We start from the raw sequence: 20,238 nt of genomic DNA on the forward strand, positions 1-20,238 counted from the left end.
CCCGTCGCTTTTTGTAGATGTTTTTAACAGAAAGCGACGGGGAGATGTGCTTAATCGAGCATTTTTAAGCTCGAAGCAAGTGCAATCAGCTGATCACAGGTTTCTTTTCGTTTTTTCGCATTTTTGAGTTTTCCTACTAATTCCGTAATGGACTGAATGAGTTCTTCTTCTGGACTCACTTTTGCAACAACCGCAGGCAACGGTGTTTCCCCACGCAAAAACGTTTCTACCGATTCGATAGTCGTAAATTGGGTGTCTTGAGTGGGTGTTTTGGCGAGTTGTTGAATCACCCCTTTATTCAATTTTACTTTGCCACCCAATACCGAAGTTTTAAGCTCAGGGCTGAGTTTTTCGAGCCCTTGGGCAAACTCCGCATCACGCTTGATAGTCGTTTGTCCTACCTTAAACTCTTCGGCTAATTGCTCCGCCGTTGTTTGTTTTTTAGTGGTTTGAGCATAAGGACCATTTTGGTCCTTATGGTTTTGTTCAGTACTTTCTCCGATGTTTTCATCATAAAGACCATTTTGGTCTTTATGCTCTAGTCGGTCGTATTTTCCCTTGTTTTGCTTCAAATTTAAGTACTTCATTCCCCGTAAGTACGAAGTTTGTTCGGGGGTTAAATTACGCCTACCTAGTTGATTATCAACCATAAAGGCTTTAACCGCTTCAACAGTAGGGTAATTGACAAAGTGAATCGGGAAGTCTAAATTATTTTTACGACAAATAGAGTAACGATTGTGTCCATCTACTAGGACATACACTTGTTTGGCCGAAGTAGAACCTGCCTGAATAGTGGCTTCGGTAGTAGGCCATATTAAAAGGGCTTCGCGACACCCTTCCACCAAAATATTGGTTTCAAGTTGGCTTCTTTCTTCTTCGTGAAGCGGGGGAATGAGGGATTCGAGTTCGGGCAAAATAAGAATATTCTTCTTTACTTCTTCATGTTGTACGAAGGTTGAACTTTGAAAGATTTTTTGTTCCCCCAACGACGATTGATATTTCTTTGCCATATCGTTTGTGTCAATCTAGTTTAGCCAATAATTTCTTTTGCGAGGTTTAAGTAGTCTTTGGCGCCTTTGGAGTTGGCATCGTATTCAAAGATGTCTACTTGCGATATTTGAGACTCTTTTAGGGCGACGTTTAAGCGTATTTGCGTTTTGAAAATCCGAAAAGCGTCCAATTGAAGCTGTACCTGGTCGATGATGTCTCGGTGAATGTTCAAACGTGCATCCACCATCGTTAGCAAAACTCCTTCCACGTGAAGGTTGCTATTGAGACGGCGTTGAACCTGGAAAATATGGTCAAATAATCCTTTTACCCCCTTGAGAGCAGAAATCTCTGGCTGTAAAGTGACTAAGCACGAGTTGGCGGCAATTAGAGCGCTCGTGGTGAAAATATTTAGCGCAGGTGGGCAATCAATGAGAATATAGTCGTATTCGCTGAGTTTAGGGGCGATGGCGCGTTGGAGTTGAAGTTCGCTCAAAACCATACGAATCATGTCGATTTCACGACTTGCCAGGGTTAAGTCACTGGGCGATAAATCGAAATTCGGCGCAATAGGATAGATGGGGAGCGGCTCTTCGTCAATCAGAGCGTGCATGACCTGTTTGTTTGGATTATCAACTCCCAATGCTTGCGACAAATTCCCTTGTGAATCTATGTCAATCACTAATACTTTGAATCCGAAATTAACAAGTGCTTTGCCCAAATTGAGGGTTGTAGTGGTTTTTCCTACTCCGCCTTTGTGGTTGACAACCGCGATGACTTTAGCTTTCGATTGGTAAAATTCTTTCCAACCATAGCTTACCAATACAGGGTATAATTTGGTAAGGTGTTCTTGGTTCAATTCTCTTTCGCCGCTCATTGCTTTTGATAATATCCCTTTAGGAATAGAGGCTGCCTTTTCCACCTTCGTAAAGGTTAACCCCTCTTTATTGCGAAGAAAATTGAGCACTTGCTCATTCGTAATCATAGTTGATTTGGGTTTAATTTTAGACAAAAATACATTATATGTCCAAAATATTGGACAAAACTTGATTTTTTTTCATCTTTGAATGTTCAAAAAATAATTCTCTTGATTTCGATTTAAAAAGTATGTTAATTTGTCCAGTTTTTTTTATAAAAATCTGGACAAATTAGTAGATAAAAATATGAAAACGACTACTTACCTATTGTCAGTAATAGACAGATTACCAAAAGGTTATGTCTTTTCATACACTGATTTCGAGGTTGAAACAACCAAAAAAGAAGCCGTCATCAAGGCACTTAACCGAATGGTGCAAAGCGGTAAACTTAGGAAGCTATCAAAAGGTAAATTTTACAAGCCCGAAACCAGCATTTTTGGACAATTACAGCCCAAGCAGCTCCAAATTGTTAAAGACTTATTAGAAGAACAAGGGAAGCTCATCGGCTATTTGACGGGATACAGCGTTTTTCCTCAGTTGGGCCTGACGACCCAAGTGAGTAATACGTTACAGATTGGGCGAGCCGATAGCAGACCTACTTTTAAGCGGGAACGCTATACTATTTCGTTTATCAAGCAAAAAAATACGATTACTAAAGAAAACATCCCGTTACTTCAGCTTTTGGATGCACTTCGTTACATCAAGAAAATCCCTGATACTACGCTGGACGCTTCAATTAGGCGTTTTTTAGCACTGTTAAAGGATTTTAGCGACACTGATTTTAAAAAAATTACCCGATTAGCCCTTAAATATCCTCCTTCAACGAGGGCGTTGTTAGGGGCATTGTTGGACGAGCTCAACAAAGAAGAGTTTACTAAAAGCCTTTTTGAGAGCCTCAATCCAATTACTACCTACACCTACTCGCTGGGAGGATCCTTAGAAGTATTGAACACAACTAAAAAGTGGAACATCCAATGAAGTTACACGAAAATTCGCTTTTGTTTCGGCAAGCTATCCAAGCAACGGCCGATCAGTTACAAATACCCGCTATTTATGTTGAAAAAGACTATTGGGTTACGTTTGCGCTTTATTTGATTTTTCATCATTCCATTGGAGATGATGTTGTTTTTAAGGGAGGTACAGCGCTCGCAAAATGTTATGGCATTATCGAACGCTTTTCCGAGGACATTGACCTGGTGGTGATTCGGCGGGAGGGAGAGACGGATTCTAGGTTAAGTACGAAGATTAAAAAAGTGGGACAGGTGATTCATGAGATGTTGCCAGAAATTCAAGTAGAAGGGCTGACGCACAAACGAGGAATGACCCGTAAAACCGCACATAGTTACCAGAAATCGTTTGACGGATTGTATGGACAAGTCCGCGATAGCATCGTGGTAGAGGCGACTTGGTTGGGGTATTATGAGCCTTATCGTCGAAAAACGATTCAATCGTTTGTAGGGGAAATGGTTGAAAAACAGGGGGAAAGCCTAGCGGAACAGTTTCAACTTCAGGCATTTGAAGTACAAGTACTTGAACCGTCCCGAACGTTTTGCGAAAAAATCATGAGTTTGGTTCGTTTTTCTTATGGAGAAGTTCCGCTGACTGATTTGAAGAAAAAAATTAGGCATACGTACGACTTGCATCAGTTGTTACAAGACGAAGATGTAAGGCAGTTTTTTGAGACGGAAGCGTTTGACGAGATGTTGTTAAAAGTAGGCCAAGATGATGTTCGTAGTTTTAAAAATAACAATCAGTGGTTGCAATACCCGCCCAAAGATGCGTTGCTATTTCGGGAGCTGGAGGGAGTGTGGGGCGAACTACGAAAGACGTACACGAGCGACTTCCGAAATTTAATCTACGGAGTTTTCCCACCCGAAGACGTTATTTTAGGAACGTTACGAATTATCAAAGCACGTTTAGAAAATGTGAATTGGTCGATTAGATTGTAGGACAATCAAAGTGAAAATTACTATGGAAAATAGTTCTCAAAGAGCTTATTTATATAATTTTTCTAAGAAATAGCTAATAATAAAATTTATTATTAGTAAGCCTAATTATAACTTATTTTTTGATTGATTTGTGATACCTTTGCGAGGTAGCATCTTTTAACGAGTATATTGTGGGATGATTATAAATTGCTATAAATAAGTAAGTTAAATTAAAAATAGTATAAAGTATCAAAAATAAAGATCAGAGTGGATAAAAAAATAACAGTACACACGAGCAGAACAATGATGTTTGCGGAACTCTCAAAAGTGATGGATTACGTAACAGAAGATGTTACATATTTAGATTCACTACATTTGAATATTACTAATAAGAAGACAAAATCAAACCAAGATAAAACAACAGGGTTCTTACAACAGCTATACGACTTTGACCTCACTAAGCCATCATTCCGTGCATTTAAGTATTTCTGGCACGTTGTCGAAGAGAGAGATAAACCTGTTTTAACGCTTTTATATGCGATTGGGAGAGACTATCTTCTGGCTGAAAGTTATCCTGTCATTGCTACAACTAATCATGGTGATAAGGTAACGATTGAAAAATTGGAAGAAACCATTGATTCATACCATCCCAAGCGATATACAGACAATACCAAACGGTCTCTGGCTCAAAACATCGCAAGCTCCTGGAAACAGGCCGGTTTTATTACGGGTAAAGTAAAAAACATACGTACACAACCGGACATTGGATATGCTACAATAGCTTTTGCTTTTTTAATGGCTTACCTGAATGGTGAGCGCGGTGATTTCATTTTGACTTCCATTTGGTCAAAGGCAATGTGCTTGGGAGAAAACCAACTTCGAGAATTGGCAAGCGAAGCCGCAAAAAGAGACTTATTACAATATCAGTATGCAGGTAATATCACCTCCATATCTTTTACTAACCTCCTGAAACAATTAGACATTGATGGCATCTAAAATTGACCAATTACTGTCGGCCTATGAAGCAGTCGTAACTGAACCGTGGACATCTTATTTATCTGGACAGGAGCGTGTTTGGTTTTTAGTGTATGATCCTTCCGAACAGCGTAAAATCGATTTACGATTTGGTGACTTTGAAATGGTCACTAAAAAGGCGGGCAAAAGGTGGGAAAGCATCTCTCTGAAAAGATGCTTTCCTGAATGGATGGCTAACCATGATTATAAAGAAGAATATTTTGAAGACCCTGATGCACTAGTAGATCAGCTAGAAGGAGATTTTAAAGAGTATGCGATCAATTACCTGGCTGCTGAACTTGAAAAACTTGGTACCAACGACAATACATTGATTGCCATCAGAGATATTTCGGCCTTATTTGGCTTTAATCGAGTATCAGACATATTAAACGGCTGTTCTCGGGCTTTTAAGGGAAGAATGCTTATTTTTTTTCCTGGGGAATATGATAAGAATCAATACCGGTTGTTAGATGCGAGAGATGGTTGGAGTTACTTGGCAAGACCGATTACCATATAAAAAAACGTTGTATGAAAAACAAAGAATTGTTTAGTTTAAACCCGGATGACAATAACCTCATGAATGACGGGGTTGTTGAAATTAATACGGCTAAGGATGATAAAGGGCAGAAGATTATTCGCCATGAGTTAAAGACATTTGTATGTGAAGGCGAATATCAAAAAGGAATATACAGAATCTTAGATACATATTTAAAACATATTGAGCAACCCAAACAACCTGCGGTATGGGTGAGCGGTTTCTTCGGAAGTGGAAAGTCCCATTTAGTAAAAATGCTGGGGTACTTCTGGGAAGATTTTAAATTGGACAATGGAGACACCGCACGAACGATAAAACCATTGCCAGATGATGTTAATGATTTATTGATTGAACTAGAACGAAAGCAAAAAATAAACGGACGTCTGTCTGTTTCGGGAACGTTAAAAGATTTTCCTTCGCCAGATATTCGTTACTCTTTTCTTCAATTACTGCTGAATGCACTTGGATTACCCCAGCAGTACCACCTGTTTAAATTCATCTATTGGACCAAACAGGAAGGTATTCACGATGGCTTAAAGTCCTTGATTGAAGCACAGGGTAAAGATTTTAAAAAAGAGTATGAAAATTTATTCGTTTCTACTCCCATCGCCAAAGCCATTTTGGAATTGAAACCTGAGTTTGCCGAAAATGAGGCAAAAGTAAAGGAGAATTTCAAGGTCAATTTCAAGAGATTTGACAGTATAAATCGTGAACAACTGATAGATACCATCAAATCTGAGATACTGCCGATGTTTTTTGGCGATAAAATCCCCTTGACCATTGTCGTATTGGATGAAGTGCAGCAGTTTATTGGTCAGGACGGCGATAAAAGCATTGACCTCCAAAATTTGGCGCAGGACATTTGTAGTAGTTTTGACGGAAAGTTTCTCCTGATCGGCACCGGTCAGAATGCCCTTTCGGAAACAAGCTTACTTCAACGCTTACAGGACCGATTTACGGTAAAAGTCTCGCTGTCTGATACCGACGTGGAAACCGTGACGCGAAAAACAGTTCTGGAAAAAAAGCCTTCGGTCATCAATGAAATAGACAAAAAATTGGATGCGGCATTGGGGGAAATTTCCCGAAATCTATCCGGTACCGATTTTGGTTACGTAACCGCCGACCGGGCAACCTTGGTGGCGGATTATCCAATTTTACCGTCCACCCGTAAGTTTTGGAAGAAAATCCTGCAAGCTATTGATACAGCGGGTACAGCGGGACAGTTGAGAAGCCAACTGCGCATCGTAGATGAAAGCATCAAGAAGGTAGCCGATAAAGAGTTGGGATATATTGTTCCTGCTGATTTGATATTTGAGCAAAAACAATCTCAGCTCCTTCAAAACGCGCTGCTGTTGAACGAAACCAACAATCTGATTGAGAGCCTGAAAGCAAAAGGAGGCGATTCTGCATTGGAGGGCAGAATATTGAGCGCGGTGTTTATGATTGATCAATTGCCCAAGGATACATCGGGTAAGCGCTTCAAGTCAGACGAAAACTCCATTGCGGAATTGTTGTTCGACAATCTCAACGAATCCTCGGATAAGTTCCGCACCAAAGTAAAGGAGCTGATCAAAAAACTGGTGGAAGAAAAAGTACTAATGCCGGTTGACGATGAGTACAAATTGCAGACAAAGGTGGGTTCAGAATGGGAACAGACATACAAGGCGCAAGAAGCAAAAATCACTAACTCGGGAGAGGATCAAATCCAGCAATTGCGAAAAGAAAGAATCATTGCCTATTTTAAAGAGAAAACCAAAACCGTTAATATTCTCCAGGGAGTTTCTAAACAGAAAAGGGATTTTGACATTTGGGACAAAGAAACAAGGCCCGCTACCGACAACAAACTTAATATTTGGGTTCGGGATGGATGGTTTGAGAACGATTCTACCGTGTTGGATGAAATCAGAGCCGAGGGGGCCGATGCGCCGTTGGCTTATGCGTTTGTAAAAAAATTGCGTGACCCTGAACTGCGAAGTGAAATCATAAAGTATCTGGCGGCGGGGCTGACGCTTAATACCAAAGGGCTCCCTTCCAGTCTCGAAGGAGAGCAGGCTAAAAAAAGCATGGAAACGCGCCGGGCTTTGGCAAAAGCGGCTATTGATGAATTGATTGACAGGATTTGTAAGGAGTCTATTGTTTATTTGGCGGGAGGAAACAAAGTAGAAAACGGCTCCATCAGAGATAATATTGAGGAAGCTCTGAACAACATTGCTGACCGACAGTTTACCGACTTTAAAAATAAAGGGGATTTTAAAGATTGGGACAAGGCTTTAACAAAAGGCTTATCCAACGACCCAGATGCCCTCAAAAGAATAGGGTGGGACAAAGAAGCGAAAGACCATCCCGTGGCAGTGGAAATACTGCGCTTTATTGGTAATAATACTAAACAGGGAAAGGAAATTCGGAGTCATTTTACAAAAGCACCCTACGGCTGGAGCCAAGATGCCATAGATACCATCATTGTTATGCTCAAAAATACGGAGCATATTTCTACGCCCGAGCCTAACCTTAACCAATCCAAAATTGCGGGTGCTGTATTCAAAAAAGAGGTACATACCTTGTCGGCGTCTGAAAAAATCAAACTTCGACGGCTGTATCAGGAAGCAGGTATTTCGTGTAAATCTGGTGAGGAGTTTCTGCATTCCAATTCGTTTTTGAAGAAATTAAAAGACCTTGCTGAAAATATTAGCGGCGATGCACCCAAACCCGAGCCCATAGACATCCGTTTCCTTAAAAACATAGAAAACCTGGATGGTAATGAACGCTTGGTTCGGATTGTGGAAGAGCAGGCAGACCTCAAAGAGAAATATTTGGCCTGGGCGCAGCAGGCGGACATTGTGCGCCAAAGAGAGCCTAACTGGCTCTTATTGTCTAAACTTTCTTCTTACGCTAATGATGCCGATACTGAAAAGCTGAAGGCTGAAATTGATGCGATTCGTGAAGATAGACTATTGTTGCAGGAGCCTGACCTCATTGAGCCCAAACTACGTGAACTGACGGAAAAGCTTAAAACAGCCCTGAATGGGTCGAAAAAAGCATATACCGAGTTGTATGACCTGAAAATGAGCGAGCTCAAAAGCAATGACTATTTTAAACAGCTTTCGGACACCCAGCAAAATGCTATTTTAAACAATCATCAGCTGCTGGCAAAACCCGAAATAAAAGCTTTAGATGCTCAGGGGCTGCTAAACCACCTCCAAAGAGAATCCCTAAACAACTGGAAGACCAAAATTGCCGCCTTACCTGGGCAGTTTCAGTCGGCTCTTGAGGAAGCTATTCAATTAGCTGCACCAAAAGCAGTGACATATAGTTTGCCGCGCAAAACCATCAACACAACCGCTGAAATTGAAGAGTATCTAACGGATCTTAAAGAAAAGTTGGAAGAACTTCTTACAAACTCTGGTTCAATCATTCTGAAATAATGCCCGTTCTTACCTCACTACAGCGTAATACTTTAGAAACTGCCGTCAAAAAAGCCCGCAAGCTTGCGGAAGAAGGGGCTAAAAATGCCCTGCAAGCGTTGGCAGTGGATCAAACGGAGTCTTTTGCTCACCTGAATCCTGACCAAAAATTGCTGCGAAACCGACTCCGCAGTAAAGCAAGATTGATGGGTGACGAACTGCCCGCTACGGGAGAACAACAGCTCCATCATTTGATATACGAGCTTGCGTATGAGTACTGGCACAAAATGCTTTTTGCTAAATTTTTGGAAGCCAACGACTTATTGATGCACCCTGACGGCGTAGCAGTTACGTTGGAGGAATGCGAAGAACTGGCAAATGAAGAAGGTTTTACCGACAAATGGGATGCCGCTGCTACCTACGCCTCCAAAATGCTACCGGCCATTTTTCGACCCGAAGACCCGCTCATTCAGATAAGTTACGCCAGCAATGACCGTATCAATTTGGAGACTATTCTTGATAACCTCGATAACGATATTTTTACCGCCGACGATGCCTTGGGCTGGGTGTATCAGTTTTGGCAAAGTGAAGCCAAAGCTATCATCAATGCGAGCGGAGATAAAATAAACGGTGAAACGCTCCCTGCCGTTACCCAGTTGTTTACCGAGCCTTACATGGTTCATTTTCTCATTGATAATACCCTTGGTGCTTGGTGGGTAAGCCGAAACCCGGGCATAAAGCCTCCCGTGAGTTTTGACTATTTACGTTTTTCGGACGACGGCACACCCGCCGCTGGGAACTTTGAAGGCTGGCCCGATAAAACCGCCGCTGTTACTTCCTTAGACCCCTGCATGGGAAGTGGGCACTTTATCGGCGCTTTGTTTTCAGTATTTGCTCCGCTGCGTATGTACGAAGAAGGGCTGAGCAAAGAGCAGGCCACTGACAAAGTGATTGCCGAAAACCTGCACGGATTGGAATTAGATGCTCGCTGTACCCAAATAGCGGCTTTTAACCTGGCACTGACCGCCTGGAAGTTCTGCGGACAGTACAAAGAATTGCCTGAAATGAATTTGGCGTGTAGTGGCATTGCTCCCAAAGGAAAAAAAGAAGATTGGGTGAAATTGGTAGACAAAGAATCAGATGCCAATCAAAAAACGAGGTTGAAAAACGGTATGGAGTTTCTCTATGACCATTTTCAACTCGCCCCCGAATTGGGGAGCTTACTCGACCCTTCAACAATCAAAGCCGATATGTACATTGCGGGCTTTGAAGAGTTAAAGCCAATACTTATAAAGGCATTGGAAGGAGAAGCCGACAAAGACCAGATTGAGCGTGGGGTAATGGCCGCAGGGATTGCAAAAGCGGGGCAGTTGTTATCAAAAAAATACATTCTACAGATTACGAATGTGCCTTATTTGTCACGTGGTAAACAGGACAAGGCAATGGCCGACTATTGTGGAAAAAATTATCCAGAGGCCAAAGGTGATTTAGCTACTGTTTTCTTAGAAAAGATGCTGAAATCAAATACCAAAGGGGGGATTTCATGCAGTGTAATACCTCAAAACTGGCTTTTTTTGACATCATATAAAAAGTTTAGAGAAAAATTCTTAAAGAATGAAAGCTGGGGTATTGTGGCGCGATTGGGGGCAAAAAGCTTTCAGACGCCCATGTGGGATTTTAATGTAATGCTGATAAGTATTCAGCATCAAAAACCGACTCAAACACAGAAATTGATAGGGTTTGATGTATCAGAAGCCCCCAATGCAACTGCCAAGGACGATACTTTGAAAACCGTCAATTTTCAAAGTGTAAATCAGTTAGAGCAATTAAAAAATCCAGATGCAAGGGTGGTTATTGGACAAGACAACGAAACAGTTAGACTAAGCGAGTATGCGATTTCACCAAATGGGATGCATGGAGGAGATTCACCAAGGTTTCGTTTTTTTCTATGGGAGCTTAGCTCCATAACTCATGATTGGAGAAAACTACAAAATACTGTTAAAGGCAGTATTTTATATGGAGGTAGAGACAGTATCTTTTATTGGCCTGAAAAAGGTAAAATTCATAATGAAAATAAAAATGCGAGGATACAAGGTGATATAGCTTGGGGAAAGAAGGGTGTTACAATCAGTTTAATTGGAAATTTAAGTCCAACACTCTACAAAGGTGATTTTTTTGATATTAGCTGTTCGCCAATTGTTCCCAAAAATCAAGAACACCTCCCCGCTATTTGGTGTTTTTGTTCCTCCCCTCAATTTAATGAAGAAGTAAGAAAAATCGACCAAAAGCTAAACGTCACGAATGCAACGTTAGTCAAAGTACCATTCGATTTGGAATACTGGCAAAAAGTGGCGGATGAACAATACCCCCATGGTCTTCCCAAGCCTTATAGTAATGATGTTACCCAATGGCTATTTCATGGGCATCCGGAGCAAAGCGATAATCCCTTACAGGTAGCGGTCGCCCGTATGATAGGTTACCGTTGGCCCGCCGAGAGTGATACCGAAATGGAACTGTCGGAGGAGGCCAGGTACTTAATTGAGACCATTAAAGCTTTTGATCACCTTACTGATGAGGATGGGATTTTGTGTATTCCTCCCGTCAACGGAGAGCTGTCCGCCTCCGAAAGGCTACGTTCTTACCTGCAAGCCGTTTACGGTGAATTTTGGGCAAATAACACCATCAGTCAGTTGTTGGCAAAGGAAGGCTCCACCAAAACCAACCTCGAAGAGTGGTTTAGAGAGGAGTTTTTTGAGCAGCACAACCGTTTGTTTCAAAACCGTCCCTTCATCTGGCACATTTGGGATGGTCGCAAAGATGGCTTTGCCGCTTTGGTCAACTACCATAAACTCAATAAAGAAAACCTCCAACGCCTCATCTTCACTTACCTCGGAGATTGGATTCGTCAGTGCGAAGCCAAAAAGAAAGCGGGAGAAAGCGGTGCCGAGGGGCTGCTGAGTGCTGCCACCAAACTCAAAGAAAAACTCGAAGCCATTCTGGAAGGCGAAGCTCCCTACGATGTATTTGTTCGCTGGAAACCCTTAGCCCAACAGCCCATCGGCTGGGAACCAGACCTCAACGATGGCGTTCGGCTCAACATTCGTCCGTTCATCACCGCCGATATTTTACGCAAAAAGCCTAATATTAAATGGGGTATTGACCGAGGCAAAAATCCTCCTGGCGCTCCCTGGGGCGAAGTGAGAGATAATGACGTACATTTGAGTTTGGAGGAGAAGCAAAGAAGTAGGAATGAATAATGAATATTTTATGGCAAAAACTTTAATTGCGCGTTTAGAGAAATTAGATCAATATGATGAAAATACCTCAACTATTATCTGGCAAAACACTATTGCTGGTAGGTGGGCTGAGATTTACAGTAAACTTGAGGAAGGAGATACTGCGCTTTTTCTTTCGGGTAGTAATTTGGTAATTGGAGAGTACTCAGAGGCAACCCCTGAAGTTTCGATCCAAATAAAAAATGTAAGAAAAATAGCCCTTAAAGGAGATGACTTTTTAAGGTTAAATGCCGCTTATCCCGAAAAATTATCTCGGGTAAAAGGCGCTTTTCAACCTTTCCTGTCACCTGTTCCTATTGATGTTAATTTAATCTTCCAAGAGGCTACTGATAATCAACTCATATCTTTTTTTATTGTCAAAGAAGGGAGTTTAGATAGTATCAAAACCCATTTAAAGGAAAATGATCGGGTAATTTCAATAAACGATCAAAATGTATTTATTGATTTTTTCCTATATGACGGACTAAATTTAAACTCCTATAATACTGGGGCAGGCCTCTTTAATATCAGAAATAAGAATTTACAGGAAATTTTACAAATTCATACCTCTGCTATTAAAAAGGATGCAAAAAGAGACTCAAATAATGTGACAAGTGTCAATAAAATTATAAAAACCCTAAGTATTGAGGATTATTATAAGTTCAGAAGCTTCAGCGAATACTATAATATTGTTCACAATAAAAAGCTTTATCTAAACTTAACTGATAGTGAAGAAGATGAGGCTGATGACTTACCCGATGATGTTGAAGACTACTTTTATAAAAGCATTATGCCATTAAATTCAATACTTTACGGCCCTCCCGGCACGGGTAAAACCTTCTATAGCATTACCCATGCTGTTGCCATTGTTGAAAATAAAACCCCTGAAGTAATCGGTTCAGAAGACAGGAAAGATGTCAAAGCCCGCTTTGACCAATACATTAGAGAAGGGCAAATCGTATTTTGTACTTTTCATCAAAGCATGGGGTATGAGGATTTTATTGAAGGAATCAAACCTGTGGAACCCACCACCGAAAACGAAGAACTGTCGTATGCGGTAGAAGACGGTATTTTCAAAAAGCTGTGTGTTGAAGCCGCATTTTCTTTCGTACAGCAAAAGCCAACAGCAGAAACAAAAGAAATAGTAGATTTTTCCACCCAATACGACCTTTATATAAATTTCTTACATGAGTGTTTTTCAGAAGTTGACAGTATTGATTTAATGACAAAAAGTGGTGGAAAGATTTACATTAAAAACATATCACCAAATAATAATATACACGTTAGCCATAAAGAAAGCAGCAAAAGCTATACAATTTCCAAAACAAGACTTAGCAAGCTTTCACATGCCTTCCCAAACCTAAATAAGATTGAAAACATAAACGATGAATTTAGGGCTGTAATTGGAGGCAGTAATTCTTCGGCGTATTGGGCAGTTCTGAACGGTTTTAGAAAATATAATTCTGAACATCCCAGGGGGACTGTAAAAGAAATCACCGATAAGAGATTCTCTTATGACGAAAAAGCAGAAATTATAGAAGCTTTAACAGAAGAGGATTATAAAGTTGAAACCCCAAAAAACTTCGTAATCATCATTGATGAAATCAACCGAGGGAATGTGTCACAAATTTTCGGGGAACTCATCACACTCATTGAAGATGACAAACGATTAGGTAAAGATGAATCGCTGACTGCTTTGCTGCCTTATTCAAAAAAACGCTTCGGTGTTCCCCCCAACGTGTACATCATCGGTACAATGAATACTGCCGATAGAAGTGTAGAGGCATTGGATACCGCTTTACGAAGGAGATTTGCGTTTATTCCGAAAATGCCCGAGGAAACCAAACTTCAACCAACGGAAGATGGAATCAACCTGGCAGCTATGCTTACCTCCATCAACAATAGGCTAAAAGTGCTTAAAGACGCCGACCACACCATCGGTCACGCCTGGCTATGGAACGTAAAGACTATCAAGGATTTACAAGCGGTATTTGGCAATAAAATTCTGCCATTGTTACAGGAATACTTCTACAATGATTTTGAAAAATTAGGGTTAGTACTTGGCGATAATTTCTTTCAACAGTCACAACCTATTTCAAGTACTATTTTCGCTTCTTTTTCGGGAGGAAACGGTTTGGCAAGCCAATACGACCAAACATGGCAATATCAATTAAAAAAGCCGCATGAATTAACAGTTGCTGATTTTCAATCATTGTATTTGTCTAATAATAGGAAGGTTAATGAGTCTCAATAAGCCCATATTGGTATTTGAGCATAGCCTGCTCTCTATTGGTGATGAAGGGTTTACACGTCATCACTGGGAGGCATTGGGCTGGTACAACGAAAAGCACAGAGGCTGTTTTTTTAGTCTTACTCCCAAAGGGGTAAAGTTTAATCAGTATGTGGGCGTTATTCAGGTTGGCAATATAACCATCGAAATTTTGCCAAAAATCAGTCGAACCGTTGAAAAAAGAGATCAACAAAAATGGCAAAAAGTACTGATTGATATGCTCAGGGAGTGCAGTTGGATGCAAATCCACGCTCAGGAAAAAGCGGCATTGCGTTTTAGACCGAACAGTATTTTAGAAGCCTATTTGGAGCTTTTTATCCGCGAATGTGAAGACTTGATCAGACAGGGACTTATTAAAAAATACCGAACGGCTGCTGATAATTGCAGTGCTCTCAAAGGAAAGCTGCTTTTCCATAAGCAGATTCAGGTAAATGCAGTCCATAAAGAGCGCTTTTATACCCAACATCAGGTATTTGACCGGGATAATATCTTTAATCAACTACTTTTAAAAGCGCTGAGGCTTATTCCCAAAGTAACCCAAAGTCCATTCTTGAAGGACCGAGTATCTACGCTTTTAATGTCATTCCCTGAGTTGTCAGACATCACTGCTACTACGGAAATATTCCAAAAATTGGTATTTGATCGAAAGTCAGCGCCTTATCGGGAAGCTATTGAAATTGCAGCCATGTTATTGTTAAATTATCGACCTGACATCAGTTCGGGGCAAAATCATGTATTGGCCATCCTGTTTGACATGAACGACTTATGGGAGGAGTATATCTTTCGGCAGTTGTACAAAAATAAACCGCCGGAGTGGAGTATAAAATCACAAAATTCAAGGAAATTTTGGAAACTAAGCGGTAACATCAATGCAAAAACAGTCCGCCCTGACATTGTATTACAAAACCTTGATGATAAGAACTCAGTGGTATTGGATACAAAATGGAAGCTGCCCGACAACAATATTCCCGCAGATGCGGACTTAAAACAGATGTTTGTCTATAATGAATACTGGGAAGCCAAAAATTCATTGTTAGTGTATCCCAATACAGTTTATACGGAGGCTCCCATTTACCATAGCGGAACATTTGAAAAAAAAGGAGGATCAGAGCCATCTCATCACTGTGGTATAATGAAGATAGCGGTCCTTGATAAAGACAATAAGTATTTAGATAAGACTGTAGGAAAGCGGATCAAAGATTTCCTGGAAAAAGTAATAATGAAATGACTAACAGTATTTACGACAAGGTAGTAAAGGCATTAAACCAAGCCAAGCAACACAATGGGAATGTGATGGTAAAGCCGGAGGTAATTCTCTGGCTGGACCCCGAGTCGGTTTGGGCCTCGGTTATCCCAACACTACAGGAATCCTTTCCTGCATTATTGATTTATGGCATCTATGAGCCGGCCAAACGACAGGGGCCTGCCATTTGGATAAAGTGTATGGTAGCTAAAACCTTGCCCGAAGCAAATTGGAGTGATACTGAAGTGCCTATCATTTATTTGCCAGGTATCTCAAAAAATGAGTTAAAAAACATCCAAAATGCTGGTTTAGATTTTCAGCCTTTAATTGAGTACCAATATACTGGTACCATATTTACCCAAGAAAATGGAAAAGAATGGACGATCAATGCCTTTCTGCAAAATTCGAGCATTGGATTAGGGATGAAAGTTTCACAGGACAGCTCTACTAAATATGCGTTAGTAAAAGCGTTGCCGTCCATTTTTCAAGACCCAGAAGTTTTGATTGGCAGAACCATCATTGACGCAGAGTACCTTAACAATCAACTGTTTCCGAATATTACTCCCACTATTCTCAAATGGATTTGCAAGGGAGATTCTGAATTGTTGAGCTTGGATGTAGGAAAAAGAGAGGTGTTTTACAACCTGTGCAAATCGCAATACGATTTTGAGCCCGATTATAAAAATATCGTTGCTATCGTCGAAAAATTAGGCTCGCAAAAAAATGCATGGAAATACGTGTGGCAGCAATACGCCAATGCTCCTAAAAAATTCCCCGAAATACAGGAATATCTCCGATTGGCCAAACCTGCAATGTTTGCCATCCCCGAGGAAAGCTGGCCTCAAATAAACGAAGAGAAAGAAGAAGAGCTTCGTAAAGCATTAACGGCAGTTTCTAAACTTTTACCCAAAGAAACAGTCGCTAAATTTAAATTACTGGAATCACAACACGGGTTTCGTCGACAGTGGGTATGGGCAGAACTTGGGCAGGCACCCTTAGCCAATGCACTGGTTTTTTTAAAGATAATGGCCGAAAAAGCCAACGAAGCCTATCCATTCTCTTCTATCAGTGATTTGAAAGAATATTATATCTCTTCGGGTTATCAGGTAGATCAAGCCATGCGAAAAGCACTGTCGGCCGTAAAATCCGAAAAAGACAAAGAAGTTATTAAAAGCCTTATTTCATCCATCTATAAACCGTGGCTGGAAACAATAACCCTAAAATTTCAGTCCTTAGTTGAGAAAGATACCTCCATTTTTACAAACCAGTCAGCTCAGTCAGAATCTGAATCCTTTGTCTTATTTGTCGATGCTTTTCGATTTGAACTGGCGAAGGAATTTGTAACTATCTTAACCGAGAAAAGATATAAGGTGGCTATAGAAGCAGGCTGGTCGGCTATTCCCAGTCTTACGCCTACGGCAAAACCCAACGTTTCGCCTATGGCCCCTGATGTTTCAACCGAAAGTATATTCAATGATTTTCGACCTCAGTTAAAGTCCAATAAGAGCGTCCTAACTCCCGTTTTCAGAGAAGCTTTAGCCGCAAACAATTTTGTAAATGTAACTTCTGCCGCCGATATTATTCCGGGTCAAAATCATTGGCAGGAAATCGGCGATATTGACACTAAAGGACATGAAGAGCAGTCGGGGATGGTAAAACGCATAGACGAGTTATTTGAACAGGTACTTGAAATCATTGAAACGGCATTTCAGAAAGGGATAAAGAAAATAAAGGTTGTTACCGACCATGGATGGCTGTTGTTACCTGGTGGATTACCCAAAGAAGAACTAAAGAAAGATTTGACCGAAACCCGCTGGGGGCGCTGCGCCCTGATAAAAGAAGGTGCCAAAACGGATTTAATGTACTTACCCTGGCGCTGGAACAAATCCATATTGATTGCCTATGCACCGGGAATCTCATTTTTTAAGCGCAATGAGGAATATGCCCACGGAGGCATATCTCTCCATGAATGCCTGATACCAACATTATTTATTGAAAACCCGTATTCAGCCGTCATCAGTGCCAAGATAAAAGAGATAAAATGGGTAAATCTGAAATGTGTCATCAATACAGAAGATGTTCCTGATGGCTATTTGGTGGATATTCGCACAAGATACAATGATGCCAATTCTTCTATCGTATTGTCTTCCAATAAGTCAATAAAGGGTAATAAAATATCTTTGATGGTAGATGATGGAGCAGAATCACAAGCTGCCGTTATTGTATTGATGGATGAAAAAGAAATGATTCTTGATAAAACAACGACGATGGTCGGTGAATAAAATAGATAGACATGGGACTCGATAAAATTGACCATTTAGCTGAGAATGCCTTTGAAGGCTATATTGTAAGAAAAGACCTGCTGGAACAATTTCGCAAAACCTATCCCGTACCAACGTACGTCATTGAGTTTTTGCTTGGTAGATATTGTGCAACAACCGATGAGCAGGAAATACAGGAAGGATTGGAAATTGTTAAAAGACAGTTAGCCGATCGTACCATTCGCCCAGGAGAAGAAGAATATTTCAAATCCAAAGCAAGAGAAAAAGGGTCTATAAAACTAATTGACATCATTACAGCAAAATTGGATGCGGCTACTGACAGCTACGTGGCCACTATTCCAAGTTTGATGTTAAATAAAGTGCGTATTTCTCCCGAAATCGTCAGTGCCAATGACCGAATGCTGACCGGAGGTTTCTATGCTGAAATAGAATTGGAGTATGATGCTGCCATAGCTCAGGAAAACAATGGACGACCTTTTGGGGTCGCCAACATCAGACCTATCCAGTTATCTCAAAGAAATGTCTTGGACATTTTCTACAAAGGCCGACAAGCGTTCACCCTGGATGAATGGAAAGATTTTTTGATTCGCAGTGTAGGTATGGAGCCTACAGAATTGAGTGAAAAGGCAAAAAATGTCTTATTCGTCAGAATGATTCCGTTTTTAGAGCGAAACTATAATATGATTGAATTGGGACCCAGGGGGACTGGGAAGTCCCACCTTTACCAACAAATTTCTCCCTATTCACATTTAGTTTCGGGTGGAAAAGCCACTGTTGCCAAAATGTTTGTGAATATGGGAAGTGGCGAACGAGGGCTGGTCTGCAAGTACGATGTTGTGTGTTTTGATGAAGTTTCAGGGGTGTCTTTTGACCAGAAAGATGGCGTAAACATCATGAAAGGTTACATGGAAAGCGGTGAGTTTAGCCGTGGAAAAGAGCCGATTCGCGCCGATGGTGGCATTGTGATGGTTGGAAATTTTGACGTAGATGTAGAGCATCAGCAGCGAATCGGGCATCTTTTTGGTCCTCTGCCCGCTGAAATGCGGGATGATACTGCTTTTATGGACCGTATTCATGCTTTTGTGCCCGGTTGGGATTTCCCCAAATTAAATAAATCTTATTTTACTAATCACTTTGGCTTGGTAAGCGATTTCTTGGCCGAATGTTGGACTCGATTGAGAGACATTAGTCGAATTTCAACCGTGTTGCCACGCATTGATTTTGGCGGAGCGTTGAACGGACGGGATACCACCGCCGTAAATAAAACCTTAAATGGCTTATTGAAATTGATGCAGCCAAATCCGGCAGAGCCCATTTCGGACGAGTTATTGGAGTGGGCAATTAAAATATCTCTGGAGTACCGAAGACGGGTAAAAGAACAGCAGAAAAGAATAGGCTCAGCCGAATTCAGAAATACCCATTTTAGTTATCGAATTGGGGGCGATGGCGTAGAAACTTTCGTCACAACACCGGAAATACACAGTGAAAATACCATAGGTGAAGACCCGCTGCCTCCTGGCCAGATTTGGGCATTAAATACAGGTGGCCAGGAAGAAACTACGGGCCTCTACAAAATCGAAGCAAATGTGGGCCCTGGCTCGGGGGTTAAAATATTAAATAAACCTTCACCCCCACAGTTTCAAGAAAGTGTTCGATTTGCCGAGCAAAACTTATATAGTAAAACAAAAGAGTTGGTGGGTGATCGAGACCCTCGTTCCCGAGAATTTTCATTACAATTACGGGCCTTTGATGCTTCCAAAAGTGGAAACGGTATGGGCATGGCAGTACTCATAGCCTTATGCAGCGCTATTCTTGAAAAAGGACCAAAAGGAGGCTTAATCATTGTCGGCCAACTCAACTTGGGTGGTTCCTTAGACTTGGTTTATAATGCCGTAAACTTGGCGGAGCTGGCAGTAGAGAAAGGAGCAACCTCACTTCTGATTCCTTTAAATGCGAGAAAACAACTCAACGAATTATCAGATGAAATGATCACCAAAATCAATATTCAATATTATACAGATTTGAGAGATTGCCTAATTAAGGCGCTGTTGGATTGAGAGTAAATGACCTGTAACCTTTTCAAGGTACTTTACCTCTGTATAACAACTGTGCTGATAATCAAAAAATTATTATTTTTTATAACCATCTTGAATCGTCGTTGAGGTAAAGTTTGTTGACGGGGAGACCTTTGAATAGAATATAGAAATTGCGAAAATATACTAAAGGATTTTGTTAAGCAGTCATTGGTCTGGTGAAAAAATAAGATTTGTAATGGATAGAGGTCTGTGGGGTGATCCTGTTAAGCCATATAATAACGCTGACTATTTTAAATATCAATAATAACTCAAAATAGATAATTTGCAAAA

The 20,238-nt window shown here is 40.9% G+C and carries 12 protein-coding genes; 10 read left to right on the forward strand and 2 right to left on the reverse strand.

Annotated features, from left to right (window positions below):
* Positions 1 to 50: 50 nt before the first annotated feature.
* Together DTQ70_RS30110 and DTQ70_RS30115 are read right to left on the reverse strand one after the other, a co-directional pair.
* Positions 51 to 1,010 carry a hypothetical protein gene (locus tag DTQ70_RS30110; protein WP_122934655.1) on the reverse strand — a complete coding sequence of 320 codons (960 nt, stop codon included), beginning with the start codon at positions 1,008 to 1,010 and terminating at the stop codon, positions 51 to 53.
* 20 nt (positions 1,011 to 1,030) lie between these two features.
* Positions 1,031 to 1,972, reverse strand: coding sequence for a ParA family protein (locus DTQ70_RS30115; RefSeq protein WP_122934656.1), 942 nt, complete (start codon positions 1,970 to 1,972; stop codon positions 1,031 to 1,033).
* A gap of 178 nt (positions 1,973 to 2,150) precedes the next feature.
* On the opposite strand from DTQ70_RS30115, the gene DTQ70_RS30120 reads away from it, so the two are divergent.
* From DTQ70_RS30120 to brxL, 10 genes are all read left to right on the forward strand, one after another.
* Entirely contained in the window at positions 2,151 to 2,882 is a 732-nt protein-coding gene (locus tag DTQ70_RS30120) for a DUF6088 family protein (RefSeq protein ID WP_122934657.1), read from the forward strand.
* The gene (locus DTQ70_RS30125; RefSeq protein WP_122934658.1) at positions 2,879 to 3,853 is read left to right on the forward strand and encodes a nucleotidyl transferase AbiEii/AbiGii toxin family protein; all 975 of its coding nucleotides are present in this window, start codon (positions 2,879 to 2,881) and stop codon (positions 3,851 to 3,853) included. The genes DTQ70_RS30120 and DTQ70_RS30125 overlap by 4 nt, the downstream gene beginning before the upstream one ends.
* A 282-nt stretch (positions 3,854 to 4,135) precedes the next feature.
* Entirely contained in the window at positions 4,136 to 4,828 is a 693-nt protein-coding gene (locus DTQ70_RS30130; protein ID WP_122934659.1) for a hypothetical protein, read from the forward strand.
* Positions 4,818 to 5,363, forward strand: coding sequence for a BREX protein BrxB domain-containing protein (locus DTQ70_RS30135; protein ID WP_122934660.1), 546 nt, complete (start codon positions 4,818 to 4,820; stop codon positions 5,361 to 5,363). Before DTQ70_RS30130 ends, DTQ70_RS30135 begins: the two co-directional genes overlap by 11 nt.
* Before the next feature lie 11 nt (positions 5,364 to 5,374).
* A complete protein-coding gene (gene brxC, locus DTQ70_RS30140; protein WP_122934661.1) occupies positions 5,375 to 8,803 on the forward strand; it encodes a BREX system P-loop protein BrxC in 3,429 nt (1,142 codons plus the stop codon).
* On the forward strand, positions 8,803 to 12,039 hold the full coding sequence (locus DTQ70_RS30145) for an Eco57I restriction-modification methylase domain-containing protein (protein ID WP_122934662.1): 3,237 nt from the start codon (positions 8,803 to 8,805) through the stop codon (positions 12,037 to 12,039). Before brxC ends, DTQ70_RS30145 begins: the two co-directional genes overlap by 1 nt.
* Positions 12,040 to 12,049: 10 nt before the next feature.
* Positions 12,050 to 14,311, forward strand: a complete 2,262-nt coding sequence (locus DTQ70_RS31250) for an McrB family protein (RefSeq protein ID WP_305000530.1) — start codon at positions 12,050 to 12,052, stop codon at positions 14,309 to 14,311.
* A complete protein-coding gene (locus tag DTQ70_RS30155; protein ID WP_122934663.1) occupies positions 14,298 to 15,575 on the forward strand; it encodes an McrC family protein in 1,278 nt (425 codons plus the stop codon). Before DTQ70_RS31250 ends, DTQ70_RS30155 begins: the two co-directional genes overlap by 14 nt.
* Entirely contained in the window at positions 15,572 to 17,872 is a 2,301-nt protein-coding gene (gene pglZ / locus DTQ70_RS30160; protein ID WP_122934664.1) for a BREX-1 system phosphatase PglZ type B, read from the forward strand. The genes DTQ70_RS30155 and pglZ overlap by 4 nt, the downstream gene beginning before the upstream one ends.
* An 11-nt stretch (positions 17,873 to 17,883) precedes the next feature.
* On the forward strand, positions 17,884 to 19,929 hold the full coding sequence (gene brxL, locus DTQ70_RS30165) for a protease Lon-related BREX system protein BrxL (RefSeq protein ID WP_122934665.1): 2,046 nt from the start codon (positions 17,884 to 17,886) through the stop codon (positions 19,927 to 19,929).
* The last annotated feature ends 309 nt before the right edge of the window (positions 19,930 to 20,238 follow it).

The organism is Runella sp. SP2 (assembly GCF_003711225.1).
Classification (GTDB): Bacteria; Bacteroidota; Bacteroidia; order Cytophagales; family Spirosomataceae; genus Runella.